Origin of the sequence: Ensifer sp. M14 (assembly GCF_003355565.1) — a bacterium.
GTDB lineage: Bacteria > Pseudomonadota > Alphaproteobacteria > Rhizobiales > Rhizobiaceae > Ensifer.
Genome location: NZ_QJNR01000004.1, coordinates 3,496,328 through 3,522,082, shown reverse-complemented (window position 1 = coordinate 3,522,082; position 25,755 = coordinate 3,496,328). Strand labels below are relative to the sequence as shown.

Sequence of the window (25,755 nt, the reverse complement as noted above, 5' to 3'; positions counted from 1 at the left end):
TTTTGCATGGTCGAATCTGAAGCGCAGGGGCGTCTGCCCGGTATCCGCCCGGTTTCCGTTGTGGATATCGGCTCGAACTCCATTCGCCTTGTCGTCTACGAAGGCCTGAGCCGCGCTCCGGCCATGCTGTTCAACGAGAAGGTCATGTGCGGTCTGGGCAAGGGCATCGATGCCACCGGGCGCATGGACGAAGAGAGCGTCGAGCGCGCTCTCCGGGCGCTGCATCGCTTTAACGCGCTGTCACAGCAGGCGCGCGCCACCTCCATGTATGTGCTGGCGACCGCGGCTGCCCGCGAAGCGAGCAACGGTCCGGCCTTCATCGCCAAGGCCGAGGCCATCCTCGGCCACAAGGTGCGTATCCTTACCGGCGAAGAGGAAGCCTATTTCTCTGCCATGGGCATCGTCAGCGGCTATCACGATCCCGACGGCGTGGTCGGCGACCTTGGCGGGGGCTCGCTGGAACTCGATGAGGTCAGCGGCAAGACGATCGGCAAGGGCATCACGCTCCCGCTCGGCGGTATCCGCCTCTTCGAGCACAGCGGCGGCTCGCTGCCAAGGGCCCGCACCTGGGTGCGCAAATTCATGAAAAGCACACCGGTGCTGAAAGCCGGCGCCGGCCGCACTTTTTATGCCGTCGGCGGCACCTGGCGCTCGATCGCCAAGCTACACATGGAAATCCGGAACTATCCACTGCATATGATGCAGGGCTACGAGATTTCCTACGACGAGGCGATGGCGCTGCTACCGGAAGTGATCGAGCCGAAGAACATCAAGCCGTCGGCCTATGCGACGATCTCCAAGAGCCGTCGCAGCCTGCTTCCTTTCGGCGCCATCGTGATGCAGGAGGCGCTGTCGATTATGAAGCCGGAGCGGATTTCGTTCTCGGCGCTCGGCGTTCGTGAAGGCTATCTATTCTCGCTCCTGAACGAGAACGAACGGGCGCAGGATCCGCTGCTAGCCGCTGCCGGCGAAATCGCCATCCTGCGGGCGCGTTCGCCCGAGCATGCCCGTGAGCTTGCCGACTGGACCGGCCGCATGGTGCCGTTCTTCGGCGTCGAGGAAACCGAAGAGGAAAGCCGCTATCGCCAGGCGGCCTGCCTTCTTGCCGATATCAGCTGGCGTGCGCACCCGGATTATCGCGGCCTGCAGGCGCTGAACATCATCGCCCACTCGACTTTCTCCGGTATTACCCATGCGGGACGGGCCTATATCGCGCTTGCCAATTACTATCGCTTTGAAGGCCTGAACGATGATGGCGCGACCGGCGCCTTGACCGGGATTACCACGCCGCGGCTGCTGGAACTGGCAAAGCTGCTCGGCGGCCTGCTGCGGGTCGCCTACCTGTTCTCGGCTTCGATGCCGGGCGTGGCGAAAAATCTGAGTTTCCGAAAATCGTCTCTGCCGGATATCGACCTGGAGATCGTCGTGCCCTCAGCCTATTCGGAATTTGCCGGCGAGCGCCTCGACGGCCGGCTGCAGCAACTCGGCAAGCTGACCGGCAGAAGATTGGCATTCCACTTCCAGAGCTGAACGCAGCCCCGATTCTAGGGAAGGGCGCGCGGACGAAAATCCGCGCGCCCTTTTTGATTATTCCGCTTTCAGCAAGTCGCCGACTTCGAGCAGGACAAACTCGTTGTCGTCTGCCTTGTCGAGTGCACGGCCGGCCGAGAACGGCAGGTTGTTGTCGTTGCCGACGATGATGTGCGTGTCGTCGACGCGATCGACGTTTTCGATCGTCACGAATGGCATGTCGTAATAGCCGTCGCCGCCGCCCTGTCGCTTCTTGTTGTCAGGATCGGCGATCTTCAGGAGGTCGATGTAACCGATCTTGCGTACGACCTTGCCGACATTGCTGTCGTCGAAGGCGATCTTGTAGACGCGCTTCACCTTCGATCCGACGGCAAAGCAATCCGGCTTCGGATCTTTCGGGTCTGCGCAGGCCTTGTCGAGCGTGCCCGCGCCGTTGTCGCGTTCAATTACCAGGGCTGTTCTGTCGTCAAGCATGTTGAAGTCGCCGATCGCCTCGCCGCCTTCTGCGAGCGGATAGAGCCAACTGCGGCCGGTCCAGGCCTTGGTGGCGACGTCGAGTTCGACGACGCGCAGCGCCGGGCGGCCATCGGCCTGCTCGACGGTTTCGCTGTCGGTCCAGATCGGCCCCTCGAGTAGGCCGTAGAGCTTGGTACCGTCCTTCGACAGTGCCATGCCTTCATAGCCGCCGGAACGCTTGAGGTTGAAGGCCGGCGTCTTCTTCGACGGGTCGCCCTGCAGCGTCAGGGTCGGGTTGTCGGGCGACATCACCGGCTTGCCGTCAACGGCAGTCGCGATGACGTCGGTCAGCTGGCCGTCGACGTCGAACTTCAGGATGTAGGGACCGAACTCCTCGCCGACCCAGAAGCCGTCGGCGACAGGCTGGATCGATTCGACGTCGAAGTCGGCGCCTGTCAGGTAGCGCTTGTCGGAGCCTTCCATGACGATCGGGAAGGGGGCCTTGCGGTCGGGATCAGTGAGGAAGAGGGTTTTCAGCGCCTCGACCTTGCCGGCGTCCCAGTCCATCTTGACGTGGTGCAGCATCAGCATGGCATCGGTCGAGTTCAGCTTGGCTCCGAAGCCGTTGTCGGACGGGCTCCAGAAGGTGCCGTCTTCCATCGCCTTGATGCCGGAAAAACCCTGCATCGGCTGGCCGTTGAACGGCAGCGCAAGGCCGGTCGGGCGCACGCCGTCCTTGCCGGGCACGGTGCCGAGCGCGTCCGCGCGCTTGCGGTCGGCGGTGGTGAATTTGCCTGACGTCTTGAGGTATTCCGGCGCGTCGGACGGCGCGGTCAGAATCGTGTTCGCCGGCAGGATCGCGTGTGCCTTCAGGGTCGCGGGGAAGGCCTTTTCCTCGGCCAGGGCGGCCGTCGTCATCAAAAGAGTGAGCGCCGCGGTGGCGAGAAGCGTTTTGGTCATGAAAGTCACCATGGGTTGGATGCCAGAGTACGCGAACCCGATAGGCGGCTTTGATGACGGTTGGGTGATATCTGGCTTACAGCGCGGTGAAGCTTTGATGACAGGGCATCGGCGTCAGCCGGCAAGGGCAAGTGTCGCCCAGCGGCCGGGCGTCACGCCATAGGCGCGCTTGAAGTGGCGGGTGAAATGAGCCTGGTCGGCAAAGCCGGTATCGAGCGCCGCGCCCGCCAGGCTGTGGCCGGTGGCAATCATCCGGCGCGCCTGCTCAAGCCGTCGCATCAGCAGGTAGCGGTGCGGGCTGGTGCCGAGAACCCTGCGGAACTGGCGGGCGAGCGTGAAGCGATCAAGGCCGCTGATGGTTTCGAGTTCCTGCGACCCGACAGGGCGATCGAGGTTTGCTCTGAGATAGTCGGTCGCCTCGAAGACGGCGCGTTTCGCCGACCTGGCGGCAGGCTTGCCCCCGACGCCGGCATGGCGGCAGAGACCTTCTGCGATGCGCGTCAGAATGTCGTCGAGTGCCAGTTCGTCGATGCCGCAGTCCAGGTCCACGACGGCCTCGCCGATGGCCTGGCGCAGGGCGACGTCGCCGACCACCGGCGCGGCGATGAAAGGCAAGGCTGCGCCGTTGTCGCCAAGCGCTGCGATCAACCGTTCCGGCTGCAGATACATCATCCGGTAGCGAAGGGTCGCCTCCGTACCAGCGCCACCGTCATGCACCTCGTCGGGGTGGATGATGATGATGCTTCCGGGCGTGCTGTAGCGACTTTCGCCGCGATACTGGAAAGTCTGGATGCCGCCGAGCGTGACGCCGAGTGCATAGGTGTCGTGGCGATGCGGCTCGAACACCTTGCCGTGCAGCCGCGCCTCTATCCGCTCTATGCCGTCCACCGGTGCTGCGACGCGGATGCCATCACCGGGCGATCCGCACAATCGTTCAAGATCGATGACGGCGTCATCGGCCAGGGCCTCTCCGGGCACGCCCTGATGTCCTGAAATGGAGATACCCGTCATGTTCGACACCAAGTTCGCGATCGTGTTGCGCGAGGATCTGGCCACCTGGCAGAAGCTGAACGTCACCGCGTTTTTGGCCACCGGCATCGCCGGGCAGAAACCAGCGATCATCGGCGAAGCCTACCGCGACGGCGCCGGCAACGTCTACAACGCTCTGAGCGTTCAGCCGATCATCGTGCTGTCGGCAGATGGTGCGACGCTCGGCATTATTCAACGGCGCGCGATCGAAAGGGCAGTGCAAACTTCCCTATATGTCGATGCCATGTTTTCGACCGGCCATGACAGCGCCAACCGCGCCGTCTTCGCTGTAACCCGACCCGAGAACGCGAAGGTCGCCGGCATCGCCATTCATGCCGACAAGAAGCTGGTCGACAAAATCACCAAGGGCGCCAAGTTGCATGGTTGAAACCTGGAACGCAGTGCGTTCAGTGGAACGCGCTAGCACTCTGATGACAGAGCACCTTATCCGCCTTCAGTGATCCCACTTGAAGGCAGGATGCTCTCGCTGGAGGCCAGGTGCGGTGCGCGTGTGCCCCCAGCGCGAAGGGCAAGCACGCCGATCTTCTGTCCGCGTCCCTTGACGGCGTGCTCACCAAGATCTTCCACGCGGACGTAGTGCGGCAGCCGCATCTTGCGGGCGAGGTCGGTGGAAATCAGCACCTGGTGGTTCAGCGTCTTGCAGAAGCCTTCAAGCCGGGCGGTGGTGTTCACCGTATCGCCGAAATAGGTGATCTTGTGCTTGTCGATGCCGATTTCTGCTGCGACGATCGTGCCGCCGTGGAGCGCGGCGCGCAGGCGAGGAACCTCGCCGAACTCCTTGCGCCATCGGTGGCTCTCTGCCTCGATGACATCAAGGATATCGAAGACGCAGTGAACGCACGCTGCGTTGTTGACAGCACGGTCGAACGGCCAGGTGATGATTGCGGCGTCGCCGACATAGTCGTCGATCGAACCGCGGTATCGCAGCACCGGGTCGGCAAGCGTGGAGAAGAGCTTTCCGAGATACTCCTGCATCCTCAGGTCGCCGTATCGCTCGGCATAGGACGTCGAGCCGGCCAGATCGAGAAACAGGAAGACACGCTCCTCCTGGATCGGCTTGCGATATCGGCCGGTCAACAGGCTCAGGAAGACGTCTCGGCCCAACAGCTCCCGCACGCGAAGAATGAAGACCAATGGTCCGGCAATCGCGAATGTGAAAAGCAGCACGGTGGTCGACGGCACCAGGGCGTCGAGCCAGTCCTCGCGCAGATGTCCCGTCATCTGCATCATCAGGCCGGCCAAGGCGTAGCCGACATCGATCAAGACGAAGTAGACGGCAAGCGACGCAAGAAAGAAGATCGGCGTCGAGAAGGAATGAATCTTGCGGTAGAGGCGCCGGAAAATGATGTGGCGCTCGAAGGCGAGGATCGGCATGCAGATGAAGACCGCATAGGTGGCGCCGATCAGGCCGCCACCACCGAAGGTAACCCAGGCATAAAGCGCGCCAGCGCTGCCGACGATCAGCAGCAGCAAAATTCCCTCGAACGTGGAGAAACGCCAGCGCATACGGAAAGGCCTCGAAACCCGAAAGCGGAAGAAGGGCACGTCGGCCAACGTCGTCAGCCGTGTCGCGTCAGCGCCCCGATTCGCGGTCGTCGTAACGGCGAATCGGTCTCGCTAAGGGGCCTTGGCTAGAGCCGGATTCGGGCGGAAAGTTGTTGCCGCCCGATCGTTTTCAGTCGCCGATTTCCATCGCTTCGATCTTCTTGTCGACGAAGCGCAGAGCCACTTCGCCGTTGATCAATTTCAGTGCCGTATCGCCGAACAGCTCACGCCGCCAGCCCTTGAGCGCGCCGACGTCGGCCTTCTCGCCCTCGGCGGCGATCTTGTCGAGATCGTCGCTGTTGGCGATGATCTTGGCAGCCACGCCCTGTTTTTCGGCGATCAGCTTCAACAGCACCTTGAGCATTTCGGTCGCGGCGGCAGCACCTTCGGGTGTGTGGTTCTGTCGCGGCAACCGTGGCAGGTCGGTCTTCGGAATGGCAAGCGCTTCGTTGACCGCCTCGGTCAGCGCGGCGCCCGCGCTTGAGCGCTCCCAGCCCTTCGGAATGGTTCGCAACCGTGCCAGTGCTTCGGAATCCTTCGGCTGCTGTTGCGCCACTTCATAGATGGCATCGTCCTTGAGGATGCGCCCGCGGGGAACGTTGCGGTTGCGCGCCTCACGCTCACGCCAAGCGGCAACCTTCTGCAGGACGGCAAGTTCGATGGGCTTCTTGACGCGCATCTTCAGGCGCTGCCAGGCGTCATCAGGGTGCAGGTCGTAGGTGTCTTGGGCCTCGAGGATTGCCATCTCTTCCGACAGCCACAGCGAACGGCCTTCACGCTCGAGCTGCGCGTTCAGATGCTGATAGATGTCGCGCAGATGCGTGACATCGGCGAGCGCGTAATCCAGCTGTTTCTCGGTCAGCGGCCGGCGGCTCCAATCGGTGAAGCGCGAGGATTTGTCGATCTGCTCGCCCTTGATGCGGTTGACGAGCTGGTCGTAGGAGACGCTGTCGCCGAAGCCGCAGACCATAGCGGCGACCTGGGTGTCGAAAATCGGGTGCGGGATCAGATTGCCGAGATGGAAAATGATCTCGATATCCTGGCGCGCGGCATGGAACACCTTGATCACATCGGGATTGGCCATCAGCGCAAAGAACGGCGCGAGGTCGATACCCTTGGCCATCGGATCGACGATGACGGCCATATCCGGGTTCGCCATCTGGATCAGGCAAAGCTCCGGCCAGAAGGTGGTTTCACGCAGGAATTCCGTGTCGATCGTAATATAACTTGAGCGGGCCAGCTGCTGGCAGGCGGCCTCGAGATCTGCGGTTGTTTCAATCATCGGATTTAAATCACTGTGGCAAAAATGCGGCTAGGTTTTTCGTGTAGCCCTTCATGCAATCCGTCACAATCGAAATTCTCAGACCACCTTGAAATAACCGGTCATGCCGGTCTTCTGGTGCTCGATGATGTGGCAATGGAACACCCAGTCGCCAAGATTGTCTGCAACAAGCGCGATTTCCGCCTGTTCGTCAGGCAAAAGCAGGATCGTGTCGGTCGGCGGCGGCAGGAATGTCCGCTTGTTCGAACTCAGAATGCGGAAGCTCATGCCGTGCAGATGGATCGGATGGGCGTGCGGAGTCCGGTTGGCGATCTGCATCACATAGCTCTTGCCGAGTTTCATTTCCTCGATCGGCGCGATCGGATCGGGCGTGTCGCCCGGCCACGGCACCTTGTTGATCGCCCAGAAGGTATAGCCGAGCGAGCCGCAGATGGAAGGTGTTGCCTTGTGTTCTGCCGTGGCCGTCAGGTCGATCGGAATGCGCGTGGCGACCGAAAGGTCCGCCTCGGCAATCGGGTTGGCGGGAAGGGCGGCGACGTCGCGGATATCGCGTTTCAAGGACTGGCCCGTTGCGCGGAAGCTGGCGATCGTCCAGGGATGGGAGCCGCGCAGATTGCCGAGTTTTATGGTGGTGCCTTCGCTGTCGGGCATCCTGACAACGAGGTCTATGCGTTGACCGGGGCCGACGTCGTAGCGGTCGAGCGGGAAGGGCTTGTCGACCGGGTTTGCATCGAGCGCGACGACCATCGCGTCGGCGCCCTCCAGCCCGAGCGTATAGATCCGCGTGACGTCCGTTGCCGCGATTCGGACCCTGACGAGCCCGCCGGCCGGCGCGTCATAGCTCGGCTCCTGCTGCCAGTTGGCGGTGCGCACCGTTCCGTAGGTGCCGCCGCGTGCGGCGTCCCTCGGTTTGAACGGGTCGATGAAGGCGCCGCCCTTGCCAAGCCGCCAGTCGCGCAGGTTCAAGACGATCTCGGCATCGAACACAGGATCATTGGGGTTCTCGACGACGATGACGCCGGTGAGCCCGCTTCCCATCTGGGTCAGCGTGTTGCAATGCGGGTGATACCAGAAGGTGCCGGCATCCGGCGGCGTGAAGACGTAGTCGAAGAGATCGCCCGGATAGACATAGGGCTGGGTCATCTCCGGCACGCCATCCATGGCATTGGGGATGCGAAGACCGTGCCAGTGCACGGTTGTCGGTTCGTCGAGTCTGTTGATCAGTCTTGCGGCGTACGGCTCGCCCATGCGCATGCGCAACACAGGCGGCATGCCGCCTTTGGCGGCGTCGCCCAATCCATAGGTCATGACCTTGGGCGTCACACCCTCTGCGGCGATCCGCGCCTCGGTCAGTTGCGCCGTCAGGATCTGCGGATCGGGTGCAGCTCCGGCGCGCGCCGCCATGCCCGCCCCGAATGCGAAGGCGCCACCCAAAGCGGCGGAGCCCTGGAGAAATGTACGGCGGCTGATCAGGGACATTTTGGCAATCTCGGCAATTGGATAGGACGATCGCTCGGTTCTAAACCTGATCGTCGCAATCAGCAATTCGCTCGCGCAGGCACATCTTGCCGCAGGTTGCTCAGTCGTCCTTGCGGGGCTGGTTGCCGCCCGCGAGCTTGTTGAAGAAGGACGAGGTCCGAAGCAAGTTGCGGAAGGGCATGGCGCGGGCTTCCGTCGGAACGCCGCTGCGGGCCGTCATGCGCCTGATCGTATAGAGCATGAAGAGGAAGAGGATGGCGGCCGTATAGATGAAAAGCGCCTGCGGGCCGAAGATTTCAAGCAGGAAGGAGGCAAACAGCGGGCCGATGATCGCGCCGAGCGACCAGAAGAACAACATGCCGGCGGAAACCAGCGCGTGCTGGCCTTCCGCCGCGTGATCGTTGGCATGGGCCGAGCAGAGCGAATAGAGCGGCATGGCAAAAGCCCCGAACAGGAAGATGCCGGCAAAGTTGAGCCACTCGTCGTTACCCGCGCCGAAAGCAAGAAAGAGGCCGGCGAGCAGCGATCCGAAGGTGGCGATCAGGATGATCAGGCGCCGGTCGATCTGGTCGGAGTAGTGACCGAGCGGATACTGCAGTACCACGCCGCCGATGATGCCGGCGCTCATGAAGGTGGCGATTGCCGTCACCGACATTCCGATCCCTTGTCCGTAGATCGGGCCGAGCGAGCGGAAGGCGGCGTTGGTCAGGCCGACGACGATGCAGCCGACCGTCGCAAGCGGCGAGATGTTCCACAGTGCCTTGACGTCGAAGCGGATCGCTTCCGGCGCCACCGGGCTCGACCGATCGGCAAAGGAAATCGGCACGAGCGACAAGGTCAGCGCCATCGAGATGATCGCAAACAATTCGAAGCCGCCGATCCCGATGCCGGGAATGATATATTGGGCGGCGGTCACCGAACCGAGATCGACCAGACGATAGACAGACAGCGTGCGCGCACGGTTGGTGTTGGTGACGCTGGCATTCAGCCAGCTTTCGACGGTCGCAAAAAGACAGGCGAAGGCGATACCGGCGACGAGCCGCATCAGGAACCACATCAGCGGGTTGATGACGAGCACCATGGCGATCGCTGCCGCCGATGCGATCGCCGCCATCGCCGAGAACGTGCGGATATGGCCGATCGAACGCAGGATGCGGGTGACATAGACGCAGCCGAGCGCGAAGCCGATGTTGTAGCCCGCGCCGATGACCCCGATCAGCGATGTCGAGAAGCCTTCTTCGAGCGCCCTGAGAGAGATGAAGGTGCCTTGCAGTCCGTTGCCGCCGATGAGGATGCCTGCGGTAACAAGAAGCGGGATGAGCGGACGAATTTGCGACATGGGGCAGGCGACTTCCGAAGGGCTCGCGAGTCGGGGTAAAGGCTGACCCGATATGTGTAGCGGCGCATTTCCATGGCGCACAGTCGCGAATTGTGACGATATCCATTCTTTTCGCGTCGTTTGGCCAAAAGCCTTGCCGTCAGCCCGTGAACAGGGTCGAATTTGTCCGCCGTCGCCAGTGCTTCCCGAAGGGAACGCAGAGGTCTCGGCTTGACAAAGCCGGCGCATCATGCGCTTTTCCGCCCGATTTTGATCATGTTGCCGCGCGCCGTTTCGGCCTGCGCGGCGCTTTGCAATTCCGGGATAACACGATGCACCGCTACCGCAGCCACACCTGTGCCGCCCTCCGCAAGTCGGATGTCGGCTCCACCGTTCGCCTCTCCGGCTGGGTCCACCGCGTCCGCGACCATGGCGGCCTGCTCTTCATCGACCTGCGCGATCATTACGGCATCACCCAGGTCGTCGCCGATCCCGACAGCCCCGCCTTCAAGGCCGCCGAGACCGTGCGCGGCGAATGGGTCGTCCGTATCGACGGCCTCGTCAAGGCCCGTATGGACGACACCGTCAACAAGGGCATGCCGACAGGCGAAATCGAGCTCTACGCTCAGGAGATCGAGGTTCTCTCGGCCGCCAAGGAACTGCCGTTGCCGGTCTTCGGCGAGCCGGATTATCCGGAAGACGTGCGCCTGAAGTACCGCTTCCTCGACCTGCGCCGCGACACGCTGCACAAGAACATCGTCAAGCGCACGCAGATCATCTCGTCGATGCGCCGCCACATGGGCGATGTCGGCTTCACCGAATACACGACCCCGATCCTGACAGCGTCGTCGCCGGAAGGCGCACGCGACTTCCTCGTGCCGTCTCGCATCCACCCCGGCAGCTTCTACGCCCTGCCGCAGGCGCCGCAGCAGTACAAGCAGCTCTTGATGGTTGCCGGTTTCGACCGCTATTTCCAGATCGCGCCGTGCTTCCGCGACGAAGACCCGCGCGCCGACCGCCTTCCGGGCGAGTTCTACCAGCTCGACCTCGAAATGAGCTTCGTCGAGCAGGAAGACGTCTGGACGACGATGGAGCCTGTCATCCGCGACATCTTCGTCGAGTTTGCCGACGGCAAGCCGGTGACGGAAAAGTTCCCGCGCATTCCTTACGACACGGCGATCCGCAAATACGGCTCCGACAAGCCGGACCTGCGCAATCCGATCGAGATGCAGGCTGTGACCGAGCACTTTGCCGGTTCCGGCTTCAAGGTCTTCGCCAACATGATCGCCTCGAACCCGAAGGTCGAAGTCTGGGCGATCCCGGCCAAGACCGGTGGTTCGCGCGCGTTTTGCGACCGCATGAACGCCTGGGCCCAGAGCCAGGGCCAGCCGGGCCTCGGCTACATCTTCTGGCGCAAGGAAGGCGAGAAGCTCGAAGGCGCAGGCCCGCTTGCCAAGAACATTGGCGAGGAGCGCACCGACGCGATCCGTACCCAGCTTGGCCTCGATGATGGTGACGCCTGCTTCTTCGTCGCCGGCGACCCCACCAAGTTCTATAAGTTTGCAGGCGAAGCCCGCACGCGGGCCGGCGAGGAACTGAACCTCGTCGACCGTGACCGCTTTGAATTCTGCTGGATCGTCGACTTCCCGTTCTACGAATGGCTGGAAGACGAAAAGAAGATCGATTTCGCCCACAACCCCTTCTCGATGCCGCAGGGCGGCCTCGAGGCGCTGAACAGCGAAGATCCGCTGTCGCTCAAGGCCTACCAGTACGACATGGTCTGCAACGGCTTCGAGATCGCGTCCGGCTCGATCCGTAACCAGCTGCCGGAAGTCATGGTCAAGGCGTTCGAGCTGACCGGCAAGTCGCAGCAGGAAGTCGAAGAGCAGTTCGGTGGTCTCTACCGTGCGTTCCAGTACGGCGCGCCTCCGCATGGCGGCATGGCCTTCGGCATCGACCGCGTCGTCATGCTGCTCGTCGGCGCCAAGAACCTGCGCGAGATCTCGATCTTCCCGATGAACCAGCAGGCCGTCGACCTCTTGATGGGTGCGCCGTCCGAGGCGACACCGGCCCAGCTGCGCGAACTGGCGCTCCGCCCGATCCCGCAGAAAAAGGACTAAGGTCCGGACGGATTGAAAAACGAAAAGACCCGGCGGTGCCAATCACCGCCGGGTCTTTTCATTTGGGGATCGTTCAGACGCTCACGGTTTGGCGTAGACCGCGTCGCGCACGTCGCGGGTGAACTGACCCACATGCCTTCGAACGCCGTGTTGGTGAGCGCCACGACAGTAAGATTCTCGACCGGATCGACGAACCAGCTGTGGCCGTAGGCGCCGCCCCACTGGATCGTGCCCTTCGACTGCGGCGTTCCGGCCGCAACGGGATCGACGAGGACGGCCCAGCCATAGCCGAAACCCCAGCCCGGCCCTTGCGTTTCCGCTTGCGGCCCCGTTTGATCCTGCATCATCGTCTTGACCGTCTCCGGCGAGAGCAACTCGCCGCCACCCTTGCGGATCGTTTCCAGGAACGTCAGCAGATCGTTCGCTGTCCCCGCCATGCCGGCGCCGCCTGAGGGGAAGGCATTTGCGTCGAGGATGCGGTTGGGCGAGAACGTCAGCTTTCCCTCGCCGATTGGCACGGCGGCATCACCTTCCATGCGGACAGGGGCGGGCGAGCCATCGAAGTAGGCGGCGCTCAGCCTGTCCGTCTGCTTTACGGAAAAGCCGGTGTCGGAAAGTGCCAGCGGCGTCACGACCAGTTCGTCGACGGCCTTGTCCAGCGTCTTGCCTGTAGCCTTATCGATGACTGCGCCGAGCACGTCGATCGCTACGGAATAGCGCCAGGTCTCGCCCGGTGGCGATGCGAGCGGAACGGTGGCGATGCGCTTCAGATTCTCGTCGAGGGTGATGTCGGAGAGATCGAGCCCGTCGGAAACGCCGGCCTTCGCGTAGGAACCGCCTGGCGGCTGGAAGAAGCCGTATTCGAGCCCGGCGGTATGGTTGAGGAGGTGGCGCACCAGGATCGGCGCCTCATTGCCTTCGAAGTTGGGCCGGAAATCCGGAAGCCATTTGCTAACGGGATCGTCCAGTTTGATGCGTCCCTGTTCGACGAGCCGCATCGCAGCCACGGTCACCAACGGCTTGGTCACCGAGGCAAAGCGGAAGATATCGTCCTGGCGCGCGGTGCGGTCTGCCTCGCGGTCGGCAAGGCCGGCGGCTCTCGCATAAACAAGTTCGCCGTCGCGAGCCACGAGAACGACGGTGCCGACGATGCGCTTTTCGGCAATCGCGCGATCGATCACCGGGTCGAGTTGCGCTTTGAGTGCCGATTGGCCGTGATCATCGGCAAATGCCGGAAAGGCGAGCAGCGCGGAGACCAGGGCAGCACACTTGAGGTGGAGACTCATCGTGGAAAACCTCCTATAATCACAATGACCGTTCCTGAATATGTCAGATGCGATTCTAATTCTAGAGTGATCGTTGTGAAAAATAGCAGTTTCTTGGAATCATCTACCCGCCGGCGTGGGCGACCGCGTGCTTTCGACCGCGATGTTGCGCTTGCGGCCGCCGGAGAAACCTTTTGGCGACTCGGATACGAGGGGGCATCGATTGCCGATCTGACCGCAGCCATGGGGATTACGCCGCAGAGCCTCTATGCGGCCTTCGTCTCCAAGGCGGACCTCTATCGCGAAGCGCTTGAGCGCTATCGGCAGGAGGAGGGGGCGGCGGCCGGCCGGAACCTGAACAGTGAAGGGCACGTGGTCGATGCTATTGCGAGGCTTCTTCGGATTTCAGCGCATGAGTTTTCGCTTCCTGGTCGCCCGAAAGGCTGCATGATCTCGACCGCCGTCTTGACCTGTGCCGTCGAAAATGACGCGATCGCCCGCCACGTGACCGCTCTTCGCGACCAGACGCTCGCGGCGCTCGAGGCGCGGCTTCGCCGCGGCATCGAAGAAGGCGAATTGCGCGAACACACGGATGCGGGCGGGCTTGCTCGCTTCATCGGCGCCATCCTGCAGGGAATGACGGTACAGGCGCAGGACGGAGCCGGAGAGGCGGACCTATTACCGATTGCCGAATTCGCCATTGCCGAGGTCGCGCGCCATCGGCAAGCAGCGGCCTGAGCTGGAGCCATCTACCCAGGGCTTGCTTTCGGGCGCGATACGTGGTGCCCGCTAAAAGTCCATGCCCGAGCCGTTGGGCGGTTGCGCGGCACCGTCCTTCTTCGGCTTCTCTGCGATCATCGCTTCGGTGGTGACCAGCAGCCCGGCAACGGAGGCCGCGTCCTGAAGTGCTGCGCGCACCACCTTGGCCGGGTCGATAACGCCCATCTTGAAGAGATCACCGTATTCGCCCGTCTGCGCATTCCAGCCATAGGCGAAGTCGGTTTTCTCGCGCAGCTTGCCGACGATGATCGAGCCTTCGGCGCCGGCATTTTCGGCAATCTGGCGCACCGGCATCTCCACCGCGCGCCGGACGATTTCGATGCCGACCCGCTGGTCCTGGTTTGCAACCTTGATGCCGTCCAAAGCATTGACCACCCGAAGCAGGGCGACGCCGCCGCCCGGCAGGATGCCCTCTTCGACCGCCGCGCGGGTGGCATGCAACGCATCGTCCACCCGATCCTTCTTTTCCTTCACCTCCAGTTCGCTCGATCCGCCGACGCGAATGACGGCCACGCCGCCCGAGAGCTTGGCAAGACGTTCCTGCAGTTTTTCCCGATCGTAGTCGGAGGTCGTTTCCTCGATCTGCGCCTTGATCTGGCTGACGCGGCCGCCGATGTCGCCCTTGCTGCCGGCGCCATCGACGATGGTGGTGTTTTCCTTCTCGATCATCACTCGCTTGGCACGGCCGAGCGTTTCGAGCGTGACATTCTCAAGCTTGATGCCGACATCTTCGGAAACGACCGTGCCGCCGGTCAATACTGCAACATCCTCGAGGATCGCCTTGCGCCGGTCGCCGAAACCCGGCGCCTTGACGGCGGCGATCTTGAGACCGCCACGCAGCTTGTTGACGACAAGTGTTGCCAACGCCTCGCCTTCGACATCTTCGGCAATGATAAGCAGTGGGCGGCTGGCCTGGATCACCGATTCGAGGATCGGGATCATCGCCTGCAGGTTGGAAAGCTTCTTTTCGTAGATCAGGATGTAGGGATCTTCGAATTCCACCCGCATCTTCTGCTGGTCGGTGATGAAATAGGGCGAGAGATAGCCTCGGTCGAACTGCATGCCTTCGACGATCTCAAGCTCGATCTCGGCAGTCTTGGCCTCTTCGACTGTGATCACGCCTTCGTTGCCGACCTTTTCCATCGCCTCGGCGAGATATCGGCCGATCTCCGTGTCGCCATTGGCGGATATGGTGCCGACCTGGGCGATCTCCTCGTTGTTGGCGATCTTGCGGGCGCGCACCTTGAGCTCGGCGACGATAGCGTCCACGGCAAGGTCTATGCCGCGCTTGAGGTCCATGGGATTCATGCCGGAGGCGATCGCCTTGACGCCCTCCTTGACGATCGCCTGCGCGAGCACTGTTGCCGTGGTCGTTCCGTCGCCGGCAACATCACTGGTGCGCGATGCGACCTCGCGCAGCATCTGCGCGCCCATGTTTTCGAACTTGTCTTCGAGTTCGATCTCCTTGGCGACGGAAACGCCGTCCTTGGTGATCCGCGGGGGGCCATAGGACTTTTCGATGACGACGTTTCGTCCCTTCGGTCCGAGCGTCACTTTCACGGCATTGGCAAGGATATCGACGCCACGCAGCATGCGGTCGCGCGCGTCGCTACTGAACTTGACTTCCTTGGCTGTCATTGTCGGCCTCCCTCAGCACAAAACTCGCAGTCACGCGGCCGCGATCGAAATGGGCCCTGACGCTACCGATCGTCAATGTGGCACCCTCATCGAAAGCGCTGCCGCTCAACACGTTACTCTTCGCCATCATCAGGCGTCAGGATGTCGATCAAGGCCGCGACGCGGCCGGCCGGCAGATGCCGTCCTTCGCCGATCAGCGCCTCGTCGTTGTTGACCCAGGCGATCGCTTCGGCGAGTTCTGCTGCACTGGCTCCCGTCGCCAGCAGCTCTGCCATCAGCGTTTCGTCGACCGGGCCAAGAATCGCGGTGATATCCGCATGTTTCAGTCCCATGACGTTCTCCTTCCGTGTGATCGGTCAGGAATGCGGGATGAAGTCTTGTCTTCAGAGAGATGTAGATAGGCGACGGCGGGCGGGCATCAAGCAGCAGCGATCATAACATGGAAAGCGCGCACACAGAAAAGCGCGGCGGGAGACGCCGCGGTTGTCACCGTCCCGATCAGGTCACTCGGGTCGGAGAGAATTGTCGAGGAAGTACCATTGATCGAGGTTGGCCCGAATAACCGGCTCGATGGTGTTGTTCAACATCAGGATATCGTCGAGCTGGCGCGCCCCGGGGGGAAGCTTTATCGGGGTCAGTGCGCGACATTCGAAGCGGAAACCCTCGGTGCGCAGGTTGTACCACGGGCAGATGGTGGCGCCCGTCATGCGCGCCAGACGGACGGCAATGGCCAGGTTGCCTTCGAGATGCGGCTTGCGGTCGAAAAATGGCCCCCGAATGAATCCACCAAAACCCTCGTCGCAGAAGGTGCTGACAACGCCGCCGTTCTTCAGGATCTTGATGGCCGGCCGAATGCCCTCGGCGCCGGGCGGAAGGAACCGCAAGCCCGCCTTGCTGCGCACGCGCTCGGCGATCCACGCCTTGGCCCGGCCCCTGGGCGGAAGGTAGAAGGCATGGGGGTGAACGTTGATCCTCTGCAGAACAGTCGGGCCGACCTCCCAGTTGCCGAGATGCATACCGACGATGATGACAGGCCCGGCCTTGACGGCATCATCGATGATGTCGAGACCGTGGAATGTCAGCCGGTCGCGATTGTTCTGCAACCGGTTCACGACCGAGAACTCGGTCATCAGCCGCCCCTGCGCCCGGCAGTTTTCGCGAAACAGCGCCTGCTGCTCGGCCTCGTTGAGATCCGGCCGAAGGGCGCAGATCGTTTCTTGCGCGCGCCGCGACGCCACCTTGTGGAAGCGCGGCATGGCAAAAAGACCGAGCGCCGCACCCAGGTTGGAACAGGCATCCATCGGCAGGAGCTTCATGCCGAAATGCCCGCTGAGGTGCGCGAGGTTCCAGAGATTGTCGGTCACCCAGTAGCGCCAGAAGGCACGCAAGCCCTCCCGGCCGGAAAAGGCATCTGCAAGAGAGGGGCGCTCTTCGCTGGCGAATGTCCATGCCTTGCGCTTGGTAATTCTTTCGGCTTGGCGCGGTTCTTCAATGGTCATGGGATGGTCTCTGCCGTCGATGGAGGGTTACCGGAAGTCCGCCCTTCGGCCGCAGCGTCAGGCGGCAGATGGGCTCCACCTTGTGGCCGTCGACGACCGCTACCCGGAACTGCTGCGCAATGATCGCCAGGCACAGGATCGCTTCCGTCAGCCCGAAATGCAAGCCCGGGCAGACGCGCGGTCCGCTGGCAAACGGAATGAAACTATAGGGCGTCGGGCGACGCCCTCCCATGAACCGGTCCGGGCGGAAATGATGCGGGTCCTCGAACAGGCTTTCCGTTCGGTGCAGAAGCCACGGCACGATCAGAACGAGCGAACCGCGTTCGGCAGTGATGTCGCCGATCATTTCCGCCTGGCGCGTTTGGCGCGCCAGAATGGGAACGGGCGGGTAGAGGCGAAGCGTCTCCTCGATGATGGCCTTACACAATTCGAGCTGCGGCACGTCGTCGATCGTCGGCACCCGGCCGCCGCAGACGCGGCCAATCTCTTCATGGAGCGCCTTTTCCACCCATTTGGCGCGAGACAGAAGGTACCAGGCCCAGGTGAGCGTGGCGGCCGTCGTCTCATGGCCCGCCATGAAAATCGTCGCCGCTTCGTTGCGCAAGGCAACCAGGTCGAGCTTGAGTTCAGGATTTCGCTGCTGCCGACGGATCAACAGCTCAACCATGGAGTTGTGGTCGCCGCGGCCTTCGAGGTGATCTTCGACCACCTTGTCGATGATACGGTGGATGCGCTTGACCGAGCGACGAAGCGTCGGTGTTCGCAAGATCGGTAGCCCGTCGTCGAAGCCGAGGAAGTAGCCGAGATTGATCGAATCGACCAGCGATTGGTAGCTGGTGAAGCTGTCGGTGACCGCTGCTGCGCTGTCGTCGCCAAGCTGGTTTCCAAAGACGCTTCGCGCAATGATCTCGGCGGTCAGCCCAGCCATTTCGTGCAGGGCGTTGACCTGGGCACCATCCGGCATCCCGTGCCAGCGCTCAACCAGTTCGCTGGTCGTGCGCTCCATGACGGGGCCGAAGGCAGGCACCCTTTTGGCATGGACGATGTCGGCGACCAGGGGACGCCGCTGTTTCCAGGTGTCGCCGTCCGAGATGAAAAGGCCGTCGCCCAGCAGGAATTCGAGCGCCCGGCGCATCTGCGGGCTCTTGCGCTCGAAATTCTCGTGACGTTTGACGACAACCTGGCGGATGAGGTCGGGCGAATTGACCAGAACGACCTGCCGCCCGATCAGCCGGATCTGGGAAACCTTCTCCGTAAAGTCGTTGTTTCGCCAGATCGACAGAAAATCCGTTCGTGCCTGAAGCAGAAGCCGCAGAGGCTTTCCCGGCGGCCCCGAATAATAGTCGGCGCGCGCAGGTTCAAATCTTTCTTCCGACAGCTCTTCTCTGAATTTTACCGGTTGATGGAACCATCCAGCCATTGACGTCCGATCTGTCGAAAAGAAAGGAATAAATGCACTTGCGTTTCGGCGTTCAGAAGCAGGTTCGCGAGAGTATGGCTCTCGATATTTGTCTGCTGTTCTCTATCCTGCGCCTGTTCTACAAAGCGACAGTTTTCAATGTTGCCGGATCAGAGTTGTTCTTCGGCCGGTATCGCAGTGTGGTTAAAAAATGCGCGCAGTACGGAATGATCAGGCAAAACGCCGTTGACGTTTCATGCGTATGGGTCATGCGAGAAAAAGCTGCGGTCGTTCGAAGCAGATCAGGGGGCAATACTGGCGGTGCAGTCTTCGAGGCGCAAGGCGGCACAAGTAAATCAGGCCGCTGAAACAAGGGTTTTCAACCGAAAACGACCACTCGACAAGAATATGGCATGGCTCCGACGAGACAATCCGAAATGCGACTGGCTGCTTGGCCGAATGAGACCTGCTGCGTGGGGAGTGAGGCTGCGACGCCGTGTCGGCGGCTGCGTGTCGTGAAGCCGGGCTGCGTGCTGGATACAGAAACGCCGGCGACTTCGTCGACCAACGGGTCATGCGAAGTCGCCGGCGCTGATTGTCAGGCCGGAGCCCCAGGGATCAATCGTTTGCGGTCACCTTGACGCCAAGCACCGAAGGAATCGTGTTCGGTGCGCCCATGGCCGCGCCCATGATCATCGGGAACGGAACCGGCTTTTCCGGTGCGGCGCTGATCGTCAGGCTCTTCGGGCCGTCGAGGTAGGTGTTGACCGCGGACGATACCTGGTTCTGCAGTTCCGGCACGTTGAGCTGTGCCATCATCAACGGAACGAGGCCCTTCAGCGACTGCGCCAGCTGATCACCCGTGACACCCTGCTGCGAACCCGCATAGTCGAGCGCCTTCTTGGTGATCGAGGCGTCGTCGAAGCGGATCTCTGCACTGTTGAAGGTCAGCTGCTGCATCAGCCCCATCATGGCGAGACCCATCGCCTGATTGGCTTCTTCCTTGTTGGGGTTCGTTTCAGCGGACTTCATGGCTTCCTGAAGCGACTTCATGAAGGCAAGCGTGTAGCCCGAGATATCGACGGCGAGGTTCAGTCGGCCGACATTCTTGAAGTCGAAGGCATATTCCTCGAGCGAGACATTGCCGCTTTCGACTTCCCAGCTGCCCTTCATCGTCACCGCGCCGTCCAGCTTGGTCAGGCCAAGCTTTTCGATGGCCTCCTTGGTCTTGGGGTCTTCGACTTGCGAAAGGTCTGCCTTGAGGCCGGCAGCGGTTGCATCGAAGTCAAAGCCTGCATCGTTTTCCTGGCGGGCGAGGTTTGCTTCGCTGCTTTCCAGCGAGAAAACTTCCTTGCCCTTGGCGCTGACCGTGATCGGGCCGGTGCTGGCGCTTTCATAGAGCAGGATATCGTCGAGCGTGCCGCCGGCCGGATTGGCTGGAATCGACAGGCCGGAAATCAGAATGTCCTTGACCGCGAAGCTACCCTCATCCTGCGTGACGTTGACATCAGGGAAGGAGACGGTCTCGGCGTAGTAGCCGCCGCCCTCAGTTTCCTCGACACCTTCGAAGGTGATGTCGCCGATCTTCAGCGCGTCGCCGGGCTGGCCCGCGAGCTTGATCTGGACGCCCGAGGCAGTCACCGTGTCGCCGCTGACTTCAGCCTTGTCGAAGGTGAGGGTGGTGCCGTTCGAACTCGTCGCCGCATCGAGCTTCTTCATCAGGTCCGCACCGTCAAGCGCGAAGGCCGGGCCGGTGAGGGTCAGGAGTGCGGCGCTGGCCATCATCAGGCGGATCTTGCGCGTATGCATCATTGTGGAGTTCCTTCGTGAAAATATCTGATTGTTTAGCTGTGTCGAGGATGCGGCATCGCTAGTCTGGTTCGTATCGGCAAGCTGCGTCAACTGAGGCAGATAGCCTTATCGGCTGGCGAAATATGCCATGCCTGAGGCTCTTTCTCCCGTCAGTTCGCGTCCCGCAATGTCCTCCTCGCAAATCATCCAAATCAACAGCAGCCGAACCTAATACGAAACAGGGCGAAATTATATTCGCTCGATGAAATCGCATGGGCTTCCCCGCCCGGATGCTTTCCAGGACGTTACCGACGGCGATCGCTCACCCATGGCATAACCGTCCACGCGTTGCACGAACATTGCAGGGCCGGGTTTGCGCCGTTCAACAGCGCACCGGTGGCGCCATGCGGTTCTCCACAGCGCGATCCCCTGAAATCCTTGATGTTCCGGGTTTGTTGCGCTAGCAAGAACATATGGGACAAAGCCTTACTCCCCCGTCTGGCGGGGATGATCATATTCAACCGGTTGACCTGAAGGCGGCGCTGGAAGAGCGTTACCTCGCCTATGCCTTGTCGACCATCATGCATCGTGCGCTTCCTGACGTCCGCGACGGCCTGAAGCCGGTGCATCGGCGCATCGTTCATGCCATGAGCGAGATGGGGCTGAGGCCGAACACCTCGTTCAAGAAATGCGCCCGCATCGTCGGCGACGTCATGGGTAAGTTCCACCCCCATGGCGACGCTTCGATCTACGACGCACTGGTGCGCCTGTCCCAGGAATTTGCCATCCGTTATCCGCTGGTCGACGGCCAGGGCAACTTCGGCAATATCGACGGCGATAACGCCGCCGCCATGCGTTACACCGAAGCGAAGATGACCGATGTCGCCTCGCTTCTGCTTGAGGGTATCGATCAGGACGCGGTGGATTTTCGTCCCACCTACAACGAGGAAGACCAGGAGCCGACCGTGCTCCCCGGCGCCTTCCCCAACCTGCTTGCCAACGGCGCGACCGGCATTGCCGTCGGCATGGCAACGTCGATCCCGCCGCACAACGCCCATGAGCTTTGCGATGCGGCGCTGCACCTGATCCGCCATCCGGAGGCAACGGTCGAAGACCTTCTCTACGATCCCACCAATCCGCAGAGGGGTGGCATCGAGGGGCCGGACTTCCCCACCGGCGGCATCATCGTCGAAAGCCGCGCGAGCATGGCGGAAGCCTACCGCACCGGCCGCGGCGGTTTTCGTGTGCGGGCGCGCTGGGCGTCCGAGGAGCTCGGCCGCGGCGGCTATCAGATCGTCATCACCGAGATCCCCTACCAGGTCCAGAAGTCGCGGCTGATCGAGAAGATCGCCGAGCTTCTCGTCGCGCGCAAACTGCCGCTGCTGGAAGACATCCGCGACGAATCGGCCGAAGACATCCGTATCGTGCTGGTGCCGAAGAGCCGTTCCGTCGATGCCGGCATCCTGATGGAATCGCTCTTTAAGCTGACAGAGCTCGAAAGCCGTATTCCGCTCAACATGAACGTGCTGTCGATGGGGCGCGTGCCGCGCGTCATGGCGGTCAACGAAGTGCTTTCGGAATGGCTCGCCCACCGCCGCGATGTGCTGCAGCGCCGTTCGCGTCACCGTCTGGCTGCAATCGATCGCCGCCTGGAAATCCTCGGCGGTTACCTCGTCGCCTATCTCAATATCGACGAGGTCATTCGCATCATCCGCGAGGACGATGAGCCGAAGGCCGTGATGATGGAGCGGTTTTCGCTCACGGACCTTCAGGCCGAGTCGATCCTCAATATGCGGCTGCGCTCTTTGCGCAAGCTGGAAGAATTCGAGATCCGCACGGAATTCGACGCGCTGTCGAAGGAGAAGGCCGAGATCGAGGCTCTGCTCGCTTCCGAGGAGAAGCAGTGGCAGACCGTCGCCTGGGAAATCGGCGAGGTGAAGAAGAAGTTCGCCAAGGCGACCGAGATCGGCAAGCGTCGCAGCACCTTTGCCGATGCGCCGGACGCCGACATCGAAGCCATCCAGCAGGCGATGATCGAGAAGGAGCCGATCACCGTCGTCATCTCCGAAAAGGGCTGGATCCGCGCGCTGAAGGGCCACATCTCCGAGACCTCGACGCTGCAGTTCAAGGAAGGTGATGCGCTGAAGGTCGCATTCCCGGCCCAGACCACCGACAAGATCCTCGTCTTCACCACCGGCGGCAAGGTCTACACGCTCGGCGGCGACAAGCTGCCAGGCGGTCGCGGTCATGGCGAACCGTTGCGCATCATCGTCGATATGGAAAACGATCAGGACGTTCTGACGGCATTCGTGCACGATCCTGTCCGAAAGCTGATCGTTTCGTCGGCGGCCGGCAATGGCTTCGTGGTCGCAGAAGGCGATATCGTTGCCAACACCCGCAAGGGCAAGCAGGTGATGAACGTCGCCATGCCCGATGAAACGAAGCTGGTCATTCCGGTCAAGGGCGACCACGTTGCGGTCGTCGGTGAAAACCGCAAGATGCTCGTCTTCCCGCTGGTGCAGATCCCTGAGATGGCACGCGGCAAGGGTGTCCGACTGCAACGCTACAAGGATGGCGGCATTTCCGATATCCGTTGCTTTGCAATCGCAGACGGCCTCGTCTGGGAAGACAGTGCCGGCCGCGTCTTTACCAAGAGCAAGGACGAACTGGTCGAGTGGCTGGCTGATCGCGCCTCCGCTGGCCGCGTGGTGCCGAAGGGCTTTCCGCGTAGCGGCAAGTTCAGCGGCTGATCCATCGCTGCCTGCGCGGCTTCGCTGCGCAGGCCGACATCCATCAACTTCTTAAGCAATCTGAAATTTAGCGGAATACCCCGTTTTCGGCGCTTGAAAGCAACGTGCGGTCGTGGATCAATAACCATCCCAACAGGATGAAGACCATGCCGAATTCCGCTGCCCTCGACGATGTTCTCCTCGCCCTGGCAAATCCGGTTCGCCGTCGTATCTTCGAAATATTGCTCGGAGGTGAAACTGGGGTTGTCGAGGTCGCAGCCGCCGTTGCCGTTTCGCCCGATGCGCTTGAGCAGCATCTGCGCATCCTGGAGGAGGCTTGCCTGGTTTCGCGGCTGCCTGCTGGCGGCGGGGAGGCCGTGTGCGGCAATCCCGCGCCACTCGATATCGCCGCTGCGTGGATCGAAATGAACCGCGAGCTCTGGTCGATGCACATCCATGCTCCGAAATCTTTGGAGGCCGGCGGGGCGCCAGCCTGACGACGTCAATCATCCGATGCCAGCGCCGCTTCGAGGTGGTTGCCGTCTATTCCGGGCAGGGCAATGCCGCGCGGGCGGCCCGGCTGCGCATCTGCCAAAGTGAATGACCGATGAGCGCAAAGACCAGGACTGCGCCACCCGCAAGCGTTTGTGCCGTCGGGCTTTCGGCAAAAACCAGCCAGACCCAGATTGGCGCCAGGATGGTTTCGAGCAGATAGAACATGCCCACTTCCGGTGCCGACAGGAACCGCGGACCCGTGGCCAGGCAGAAGAATGCCAGCGGGATCATCACCAGGCCGTTGAACAGGATGTATTGCGGAGCCGCGATCGCAATCCCGCCGGCCGGCAGCATAAGAAGCGCCACTGCCGCCGGAAAAATGGCTGTCACCAGCGGCACCAGAGCCATATCACGGCCGCTTGCGCGGCTGATGGTGATGGCGGCGGCCAGCAGGAAGGCGGAACTTGCCGCCATCGCATCGCCGAAGAGATGGCCACTCTCGAGGCCGTCCTGCACGATCAGCCCGACGCCGAGCACCATTGCCCCCATCGTCACAAGCGTTGCGTTGGAGGGGCGTTCCTTCAGAAATATCCAGGAGAGCAGGGCCGCAAACATCGATGTAAACGCAAGGATGAAGACCACGTTTGCCGTCGACGTATTGAACACGGCGAGCAGGAACGTGCAGGAGTTGATGCCGTAAAACAGCCCGACAACCAGCCCGGCTTTGCCCGGAATGAGCGAGATCTTGCGACCGAGTAGCCGGTTGATCACGAACCACGCCAGAAGCCCGATAAGGAAAGTCGAAAGACTGCGCACGGCGAGCAGCGACCAGACTTCGCCACCGGCGGATCGGATGAGCGGAATGTCGAAGGAGAGAGCAAGGCCGCCAAGGCCGGTGATGGCAAGGCCGCGCCGGTGCAGCGCGGCATCAGTGGAAGGGCTCAATTTTCAATCCGTTTCCGTGGAGGGCGTTTCTGAAGGTGCGTCAGGACCATCGTAACGCTCCCAGCCACGGGGCATAAGGTGCTCCTGCGGCAAAAATTTCGTCTTGTATCCCATCTTTCGCGATCCCTTGACCCAATAACCGAGATAAACGTGCGGGAGGCCACGTTCCCTGGCGCGGCGGATGTGATCGAGAATCATGAAGGTGCCGAGCGAGCGGTCTTCATAGGCAGGGTCGAAGAAGGAGTAGACCATCGACAGCCCGTCACCCATCCGGTCGGTCAGCGCGGTTGCGATCAACGGCCCACGAGCCTTCTCGCTGATGCCGTCGCCTTCGACCCTCAAGCGGTATTCGATGATCTTGGTGTGCACATGGGTGTCCTCGACCATCATCGCATAGTCGAGAACCGACATGTCGGACATGCCGCCTTTCTGATGCCGTTGGTCGAGGTAGCGGCGAAAGAGGTTGTACTGTTCGCTCGATGGCTCTGCCGGATATTCCGACGAAATCACATCGCTGTTGGTCGCAAGGACGCGCCGCATCGACCGGCTCGGCGAGAATTCACTGGCGAGAATCCGTACGGAAACGCAGGCGCGACAGGTTTCGCAGGCGGGCCGGTAGGCGATGTTTTGAGAACGGCGGAAGCCGCCCTGGGTCAGGAGGTCGTTGAGTTCCGGCGCGCGCTCGCCCACCATGTGGGTAAACACCTTCCGCTCCATCTCGTTCGGCAGATAAGGGCAGGCTGCCGGCGCAGTGAGATAAAATTGCGGAGACGGTGTGGTCTGTGTGTTCATCGAGTGCGGCGGTCACTCTTGGCGCGGTTGTTCATGACAGTAGCATGGCGGAAGAATGCAAAACGTCAACTCACACGTTTGGGGCGGTTGCCCCTGGCGCGTGGATTGTTGTTCGTCGATTGCTTCGGTGGGGATCAGTAGCTGTCGCGGCGGACCGTCACGGTGCCGATCAAGAGATCGTGCAGCAGGCGGCTGCGATCCGTGAACAATCCGATCAGCAGAACGAGCGGCGTCAACAGCGCGTTGGCGATCCAGAAGATGACGAGATGCACGATCGCCGTCAGGAAATCCATCGGGCGCCCGTCCGTGCGCGCAATTGCCAATCCCATCATCCGCATACCAGGGGATGCCTGCTCGCGGCCGCCAACGGTTACGCCGAAATAGAGCATCGCCACCAGTGCAAAGAGCACCGGATAGAGCAGGAAGCCGAGGCCGAGCGTCAGGATGCCGAGGAAGAAAACGACCACGGCGGCCGGTATCCACAGCAGCGCGATGATGACGTAGTCGAGAATGAAGGCGAACACCCGCCGTGACAGCACACCCTGATAGGCGCGCCAGTCATTGCTCGGCAGCCGCAGTTCTTCGTTGTGCATCGTCATCTCTATAGGCCTCGTATGGTTGCAAGCTCGATATGGGTGGGGATTGCGTGCAAAACAAGGATTGCCCGCCATCCGCCACGACC

General features: G+C 61.7%; 21 protein-coding genes and 1 pseudogene. 7 read left to right on the top strand and 15 right to left on the bottom strand.

The features are described from left to right. Positions 1-6: 6 nt before the first annotated feature. The gene (ppx, locus tag BLJAPNOD_RS17135; RefSeq protein ID WP_115420584.1) at positions 7-1,530 is read left to right on the top strand and encodes an exopolyphosphatase; all 1,524 of its coding nucleotides are present in this window, start codon (positions 7-9) and stop codon (positions 1,528-1,530) included. A 57-nt stretch (positions 1,531-1,587) separates the two neighbouring features. Here ppx and BLJAPNOD_RS17130 read toward each other — a convergent pair whose 3' ends face one another. Together BLJAPNOD_RS17130 and BLJAPNOD_RS17125 are read right to left on the bottom strand one after the other, a co-directional pair. Then, positions 1,588-2,946, bottom strand: coding sequence for an esterase-like activity of phytase family protein (locus tag BLJAPNOD_RS17130; protein WP_115421333.1), 1,359 nt, complete (start codon positions 2,944-2,946; stop codon positions 1,588-1,590). A 114-nt stretch (positions 2,947-3,060) separates the two neighbouring features. Then, positions 3,061-3,957 carry an AraC family transcriptional regulator gene (locus tag BLJAPNOD_RS17125; RefSeq protein ID WP_115420583.1) on the bottom strand — a complete coding sequence of 299 codons (897 nt, stop codon included), beginning with the start codon at positions 3,955-3,957 and terminating at the stop codon, positions 3,061-3,063. Between BLJAPNOD_RS17125 and BLJAPNOD_RS17120 the strand changes: the two genes are divergently transcribed. Next, positions 3,956-4,363, top strand: a complete 408-nt coding sequence (locus BLJAPNOD_RS17120; protein ID WP_115420582.1) for a DUF2000 family protein — start codon at positions 3,956-3,958, stop codon at positions 4,361-4,363. The two genes, BLJAPNOD_RS17125 and BLJAPNOD_RS17120, sit on opposite strands and share 2 nt — an antisense overlap. A 56-nt stretch (positions 4,364-4,419) precedes the next feature. Here the strand turns inward: BLJAPNOD_RS17120 and BLJAPNOD_RS17115 are convergent, their stop codons facing one another. The 4 genes from BLJAPNOD_RS17115 to BLJAPNOD_RS17100 all read right to left on the bottom strand — a co-directional run bounded on the left by BLJAPNOD_RS17115 (position 4,420) and on the right by BLJAPNOD_RS17100 (position 9,641). Further along, positions 4,420-5,502 carry an adenylate/guanylate cyclase domain-containing protein gene (locus BLJAPNOD_RS17115; RefSeq protein WP_077498588.1) on the bottom strand — a complete coding sequence of 361 codons (1,083 nt, stop codon included), beginning with the start codon at positions 5,500-5,502 and terminating at the stop codon, positions 4,420-4,422. A gap of 169 nt (positions 5,503-5,671) precedes the next feature. Next, positions 5,672-6,823 carry a ribonuclease D gene (gene rnd, locus BLJAPNOD_RS17110; protein WP_077498586.1) on the bottom strand — a complete coding sequence of 384 codons (1,152 nt, stop codon included), beginning with the start codon at positions 6,821-6,823 and terminating at the stop codon, positions 5,672-5,674. A 78-nt stretch (positions 6,824-6,901) separates the two neighbouring features. After that, complete coding sequence (locus BLJAPNOD_RS17105; RefSeq protein ID WP_115421332.1) at positions 6,902-8,302, bottom strand: multicopper oxidase family protein; 1,401 nt, start codon at positions 8,300-8,302, stop codon at positions 6,902-6,904. Between the two features lie 100 nt (positions 8,303-8,402). Then, positions 8,403-9,641, bottom strand: coding sequence for an MFS transporter (locus tag BLJAPNOD_RS17100; RefSeq protein ID WP_077498582.1), 1,239 nt, complete (start codon positions 9,639-9,641; stop codon positions 8,403-8,405). A gap of 311 nt (positions 9,642-9,952) precedes the next feature. Here BLJAPNOD_RS17100 and aspS point away from each other — a divergent pair, with 311 nt between their 5' ends. Further along, positions 9,953-11,740 (top strand): aspartate--tRNA ligase, encoded by a 1,788-nt coding sequence (gene aspS / locus BLJAPNOD_RS17095; protein ID WP_115420581.1) that lies wholly within the window; start codon positions 9,953-9,955, stop codon positions 11,738-11,740. A gap of 81 nt (positions 11,741-11,821) precedes the next feature. On the opposite strand, the pseudogene BLJAPNOD_RS17090 reads toward aspS, so the two are convergent. Then, positions 11,822-12,987, bottom strand: a pseudogene (locus BLJAPNOD_RS17090) (serine hydrolase domain-containing protein). Positions 12,988-13,092: 105 nt separating this feature from the next. Here BLJAPNOD_RS17090 and BLJAPNOD_RS17085 point away from each other — a divergent pair. Beyond that, the gene (locus BLJAPNOD_RS17085; RefSeq protein WP_115420580.1) at positions 13,093-13,743 is read left to right on the top strand and encodes a TetR/AcrR family transcriptional regulator; all 651 of its coding nucleotides are present in this window, start codon (positions 13,093-13,095) and stop codon (positions 13,741-13,743) included. Positions 13,744-13,794: 51 nt separating this feature from the next. Here the strand turns inward: BLJAPNOD_RS17085 and groL are convergent, their stop codons facing one another. The 4 genes from groL to BLJAPNOD_RS17065 all read right to left on the bottom strand — a co-directional run bounded on the left by groL (position 13,795) and on the right by BLJAPNOD_RS17065 (position 18,342). Beyond that, positions 13,795-15,423 (bottom strand): chaperonin GroEL, encoded by a 1,629-nt coding sequence (gene groL / locus BLJAPNOD_RS17080; RefSeq protein WP_115420579.1) that lies wholly within the window; start codon positions 15,421-15,423, stop codon positions 13,795-13,797. 113 nt (positions 15,424-15,536) lie between these two features. Beyond that, positions 15,537-15,755, bottom strand: a complete 219-nt coding sequence (locus BLJAPNOD_RS17075; RefSeq protein ID WP_025426507.1) for a hypothetical protein — start codon at positions 15,753-15,755, stop codon at positions 15,537-15,539. Between the two features lie 171 nt (positions 15,756-15,926). Continuing rightward, entirely contained in the window at positions 15,927-16,922 is a 996-nt protein-coding gene (locus tag BLJAPNOD_RS17070) for a lipid A biosynthesis lauroyl acyltransferase (RefSeq protein ID WP_115420578.1), read from the bottom strand. After that, complete coding sequence (locus tag BLJAPNOD_RS17065) at positions 16,912-18,342, bottom strand: cytochrome P450 (protein WP_115420577.1); 1,431 nt, start codon at positions 18,340-18,342, stop codon at positions 16,912-16,914. The genes BLJAPNOD_RS17070 and BLJAPNOD_RS17065 overlap by 11 nt, the downstream gene beginning before the upstream one ends. A 38-nt stretch (positions 18,343-18,380) precedes the next feature. On the opposite strand from BLJAPNOD_RS17065, the gene BLJAPNOD_RS17060 reads away from it, so the two are divergent. Beyond that, positions 18,381-18,689 carry a hypothetical protein gene (locus tag BLJAPNOD_RS17060; protein ID WP_147294556.1) on the top strand — a complete coding sequence of 103 codons (309 nt, stop codon included), beginning with the start codon at positions 18,381-18,383 and terminating at the stop codon, positions 18,687-18,689. A gap of 250 nt (positions 18,690-18,939) precedes the next feature. Here the strand turns inward: BLJAPNOD_RS17060 and BLJAPNOD_RS17055 are convergent, their stop codons facing one another. Beyond that, positions 18,940-20,133: a hypothetical protein gene (locus BLJAPNOD_RS17055; RefSeq protein WP_115420575.1), complete on the bottom strand. Its 1,194-nt coding sequence runs from the start codon at positions 20,131-20,133 to the stop codon at positions 18,940-18,942. Between the two features lie 452 nt (positions 20,134-20,585). On the opposite strand from BLJAPNOD_RS17055, the gene parC reads away from it, so the two are divergent. Together parC and BLJAPNOD_RS17045 are read left to right on the top strand one after the other, a co-directional pair. Further along, entirely contained in the window at positions 20,586-22,862 is a 2,277-nt protein-coding gene (parC, locus tag BLJAPNOD_RS17050) for a DNA topoisomerase IV subunit A (RefSeq protein WP_115420574.1), read from the top strand. A gap of 137 nt (positions 22,863-22,999) precedes the next feature. Continuing rightward, on the top strand, positions 23,000-23,338 hold the full coding sequence (locus BLJAPNOD_RS17045; protein WP_115420573.1) for a helix-turn-helix domain-containing protein: 339 nt from the start codon (positions 23,000-23,002) through the stop codon (positions 23,336-23,338). Between the two features lie 46 nt (positions 23,339-23,384). On the opposite strand, the gene BLJAPNOD_RS17040 is transcribed toward BLJAPNOD_RS17045, so the two are convergent. From BLJAPNOD_RS17040 to BLJAPNOD_RS17030, 3 genes are all read right to left on the bottom strand, one after another. Further along, positions 23,385-24,281, bottom strand: coding sequence for a DMT family transporter (locus BLJAPNOD_RS17040; protein WP_115420572.1), 897 nt, complete (start codon positions 24,279-24,281; stop codon positions 23,385-23,387). 3 nt (positions 24,282-24,284) lie between these two features. Further along, the gene (locus BLJAPNOD_RS17035) at positions 24,285-25,073 is read right to left on the bottom strand and encodes an arginyltransferase (RefSeq protein WP_077498558.1); all 789 of its coding nucleotides are present in this window, start codon (positions 25,071-25,073) and stop codon (positions 24,285-24,287) included. 134 nt (positions 25,074-25,207) lie between these two features. Then, positions 25,208-25,672, bottom strand: a complete 465-nt coding sequence (locus BLJAPNOD_RS17030; RefSeq protein WP_077498556.1) for an RDD family protein — start codon at positions 25,670-25,672, stop codon at positions 25,208-25,210. Between the last annotated feature and the right edge of the window lie 83 nt (positions 25,673-25,755).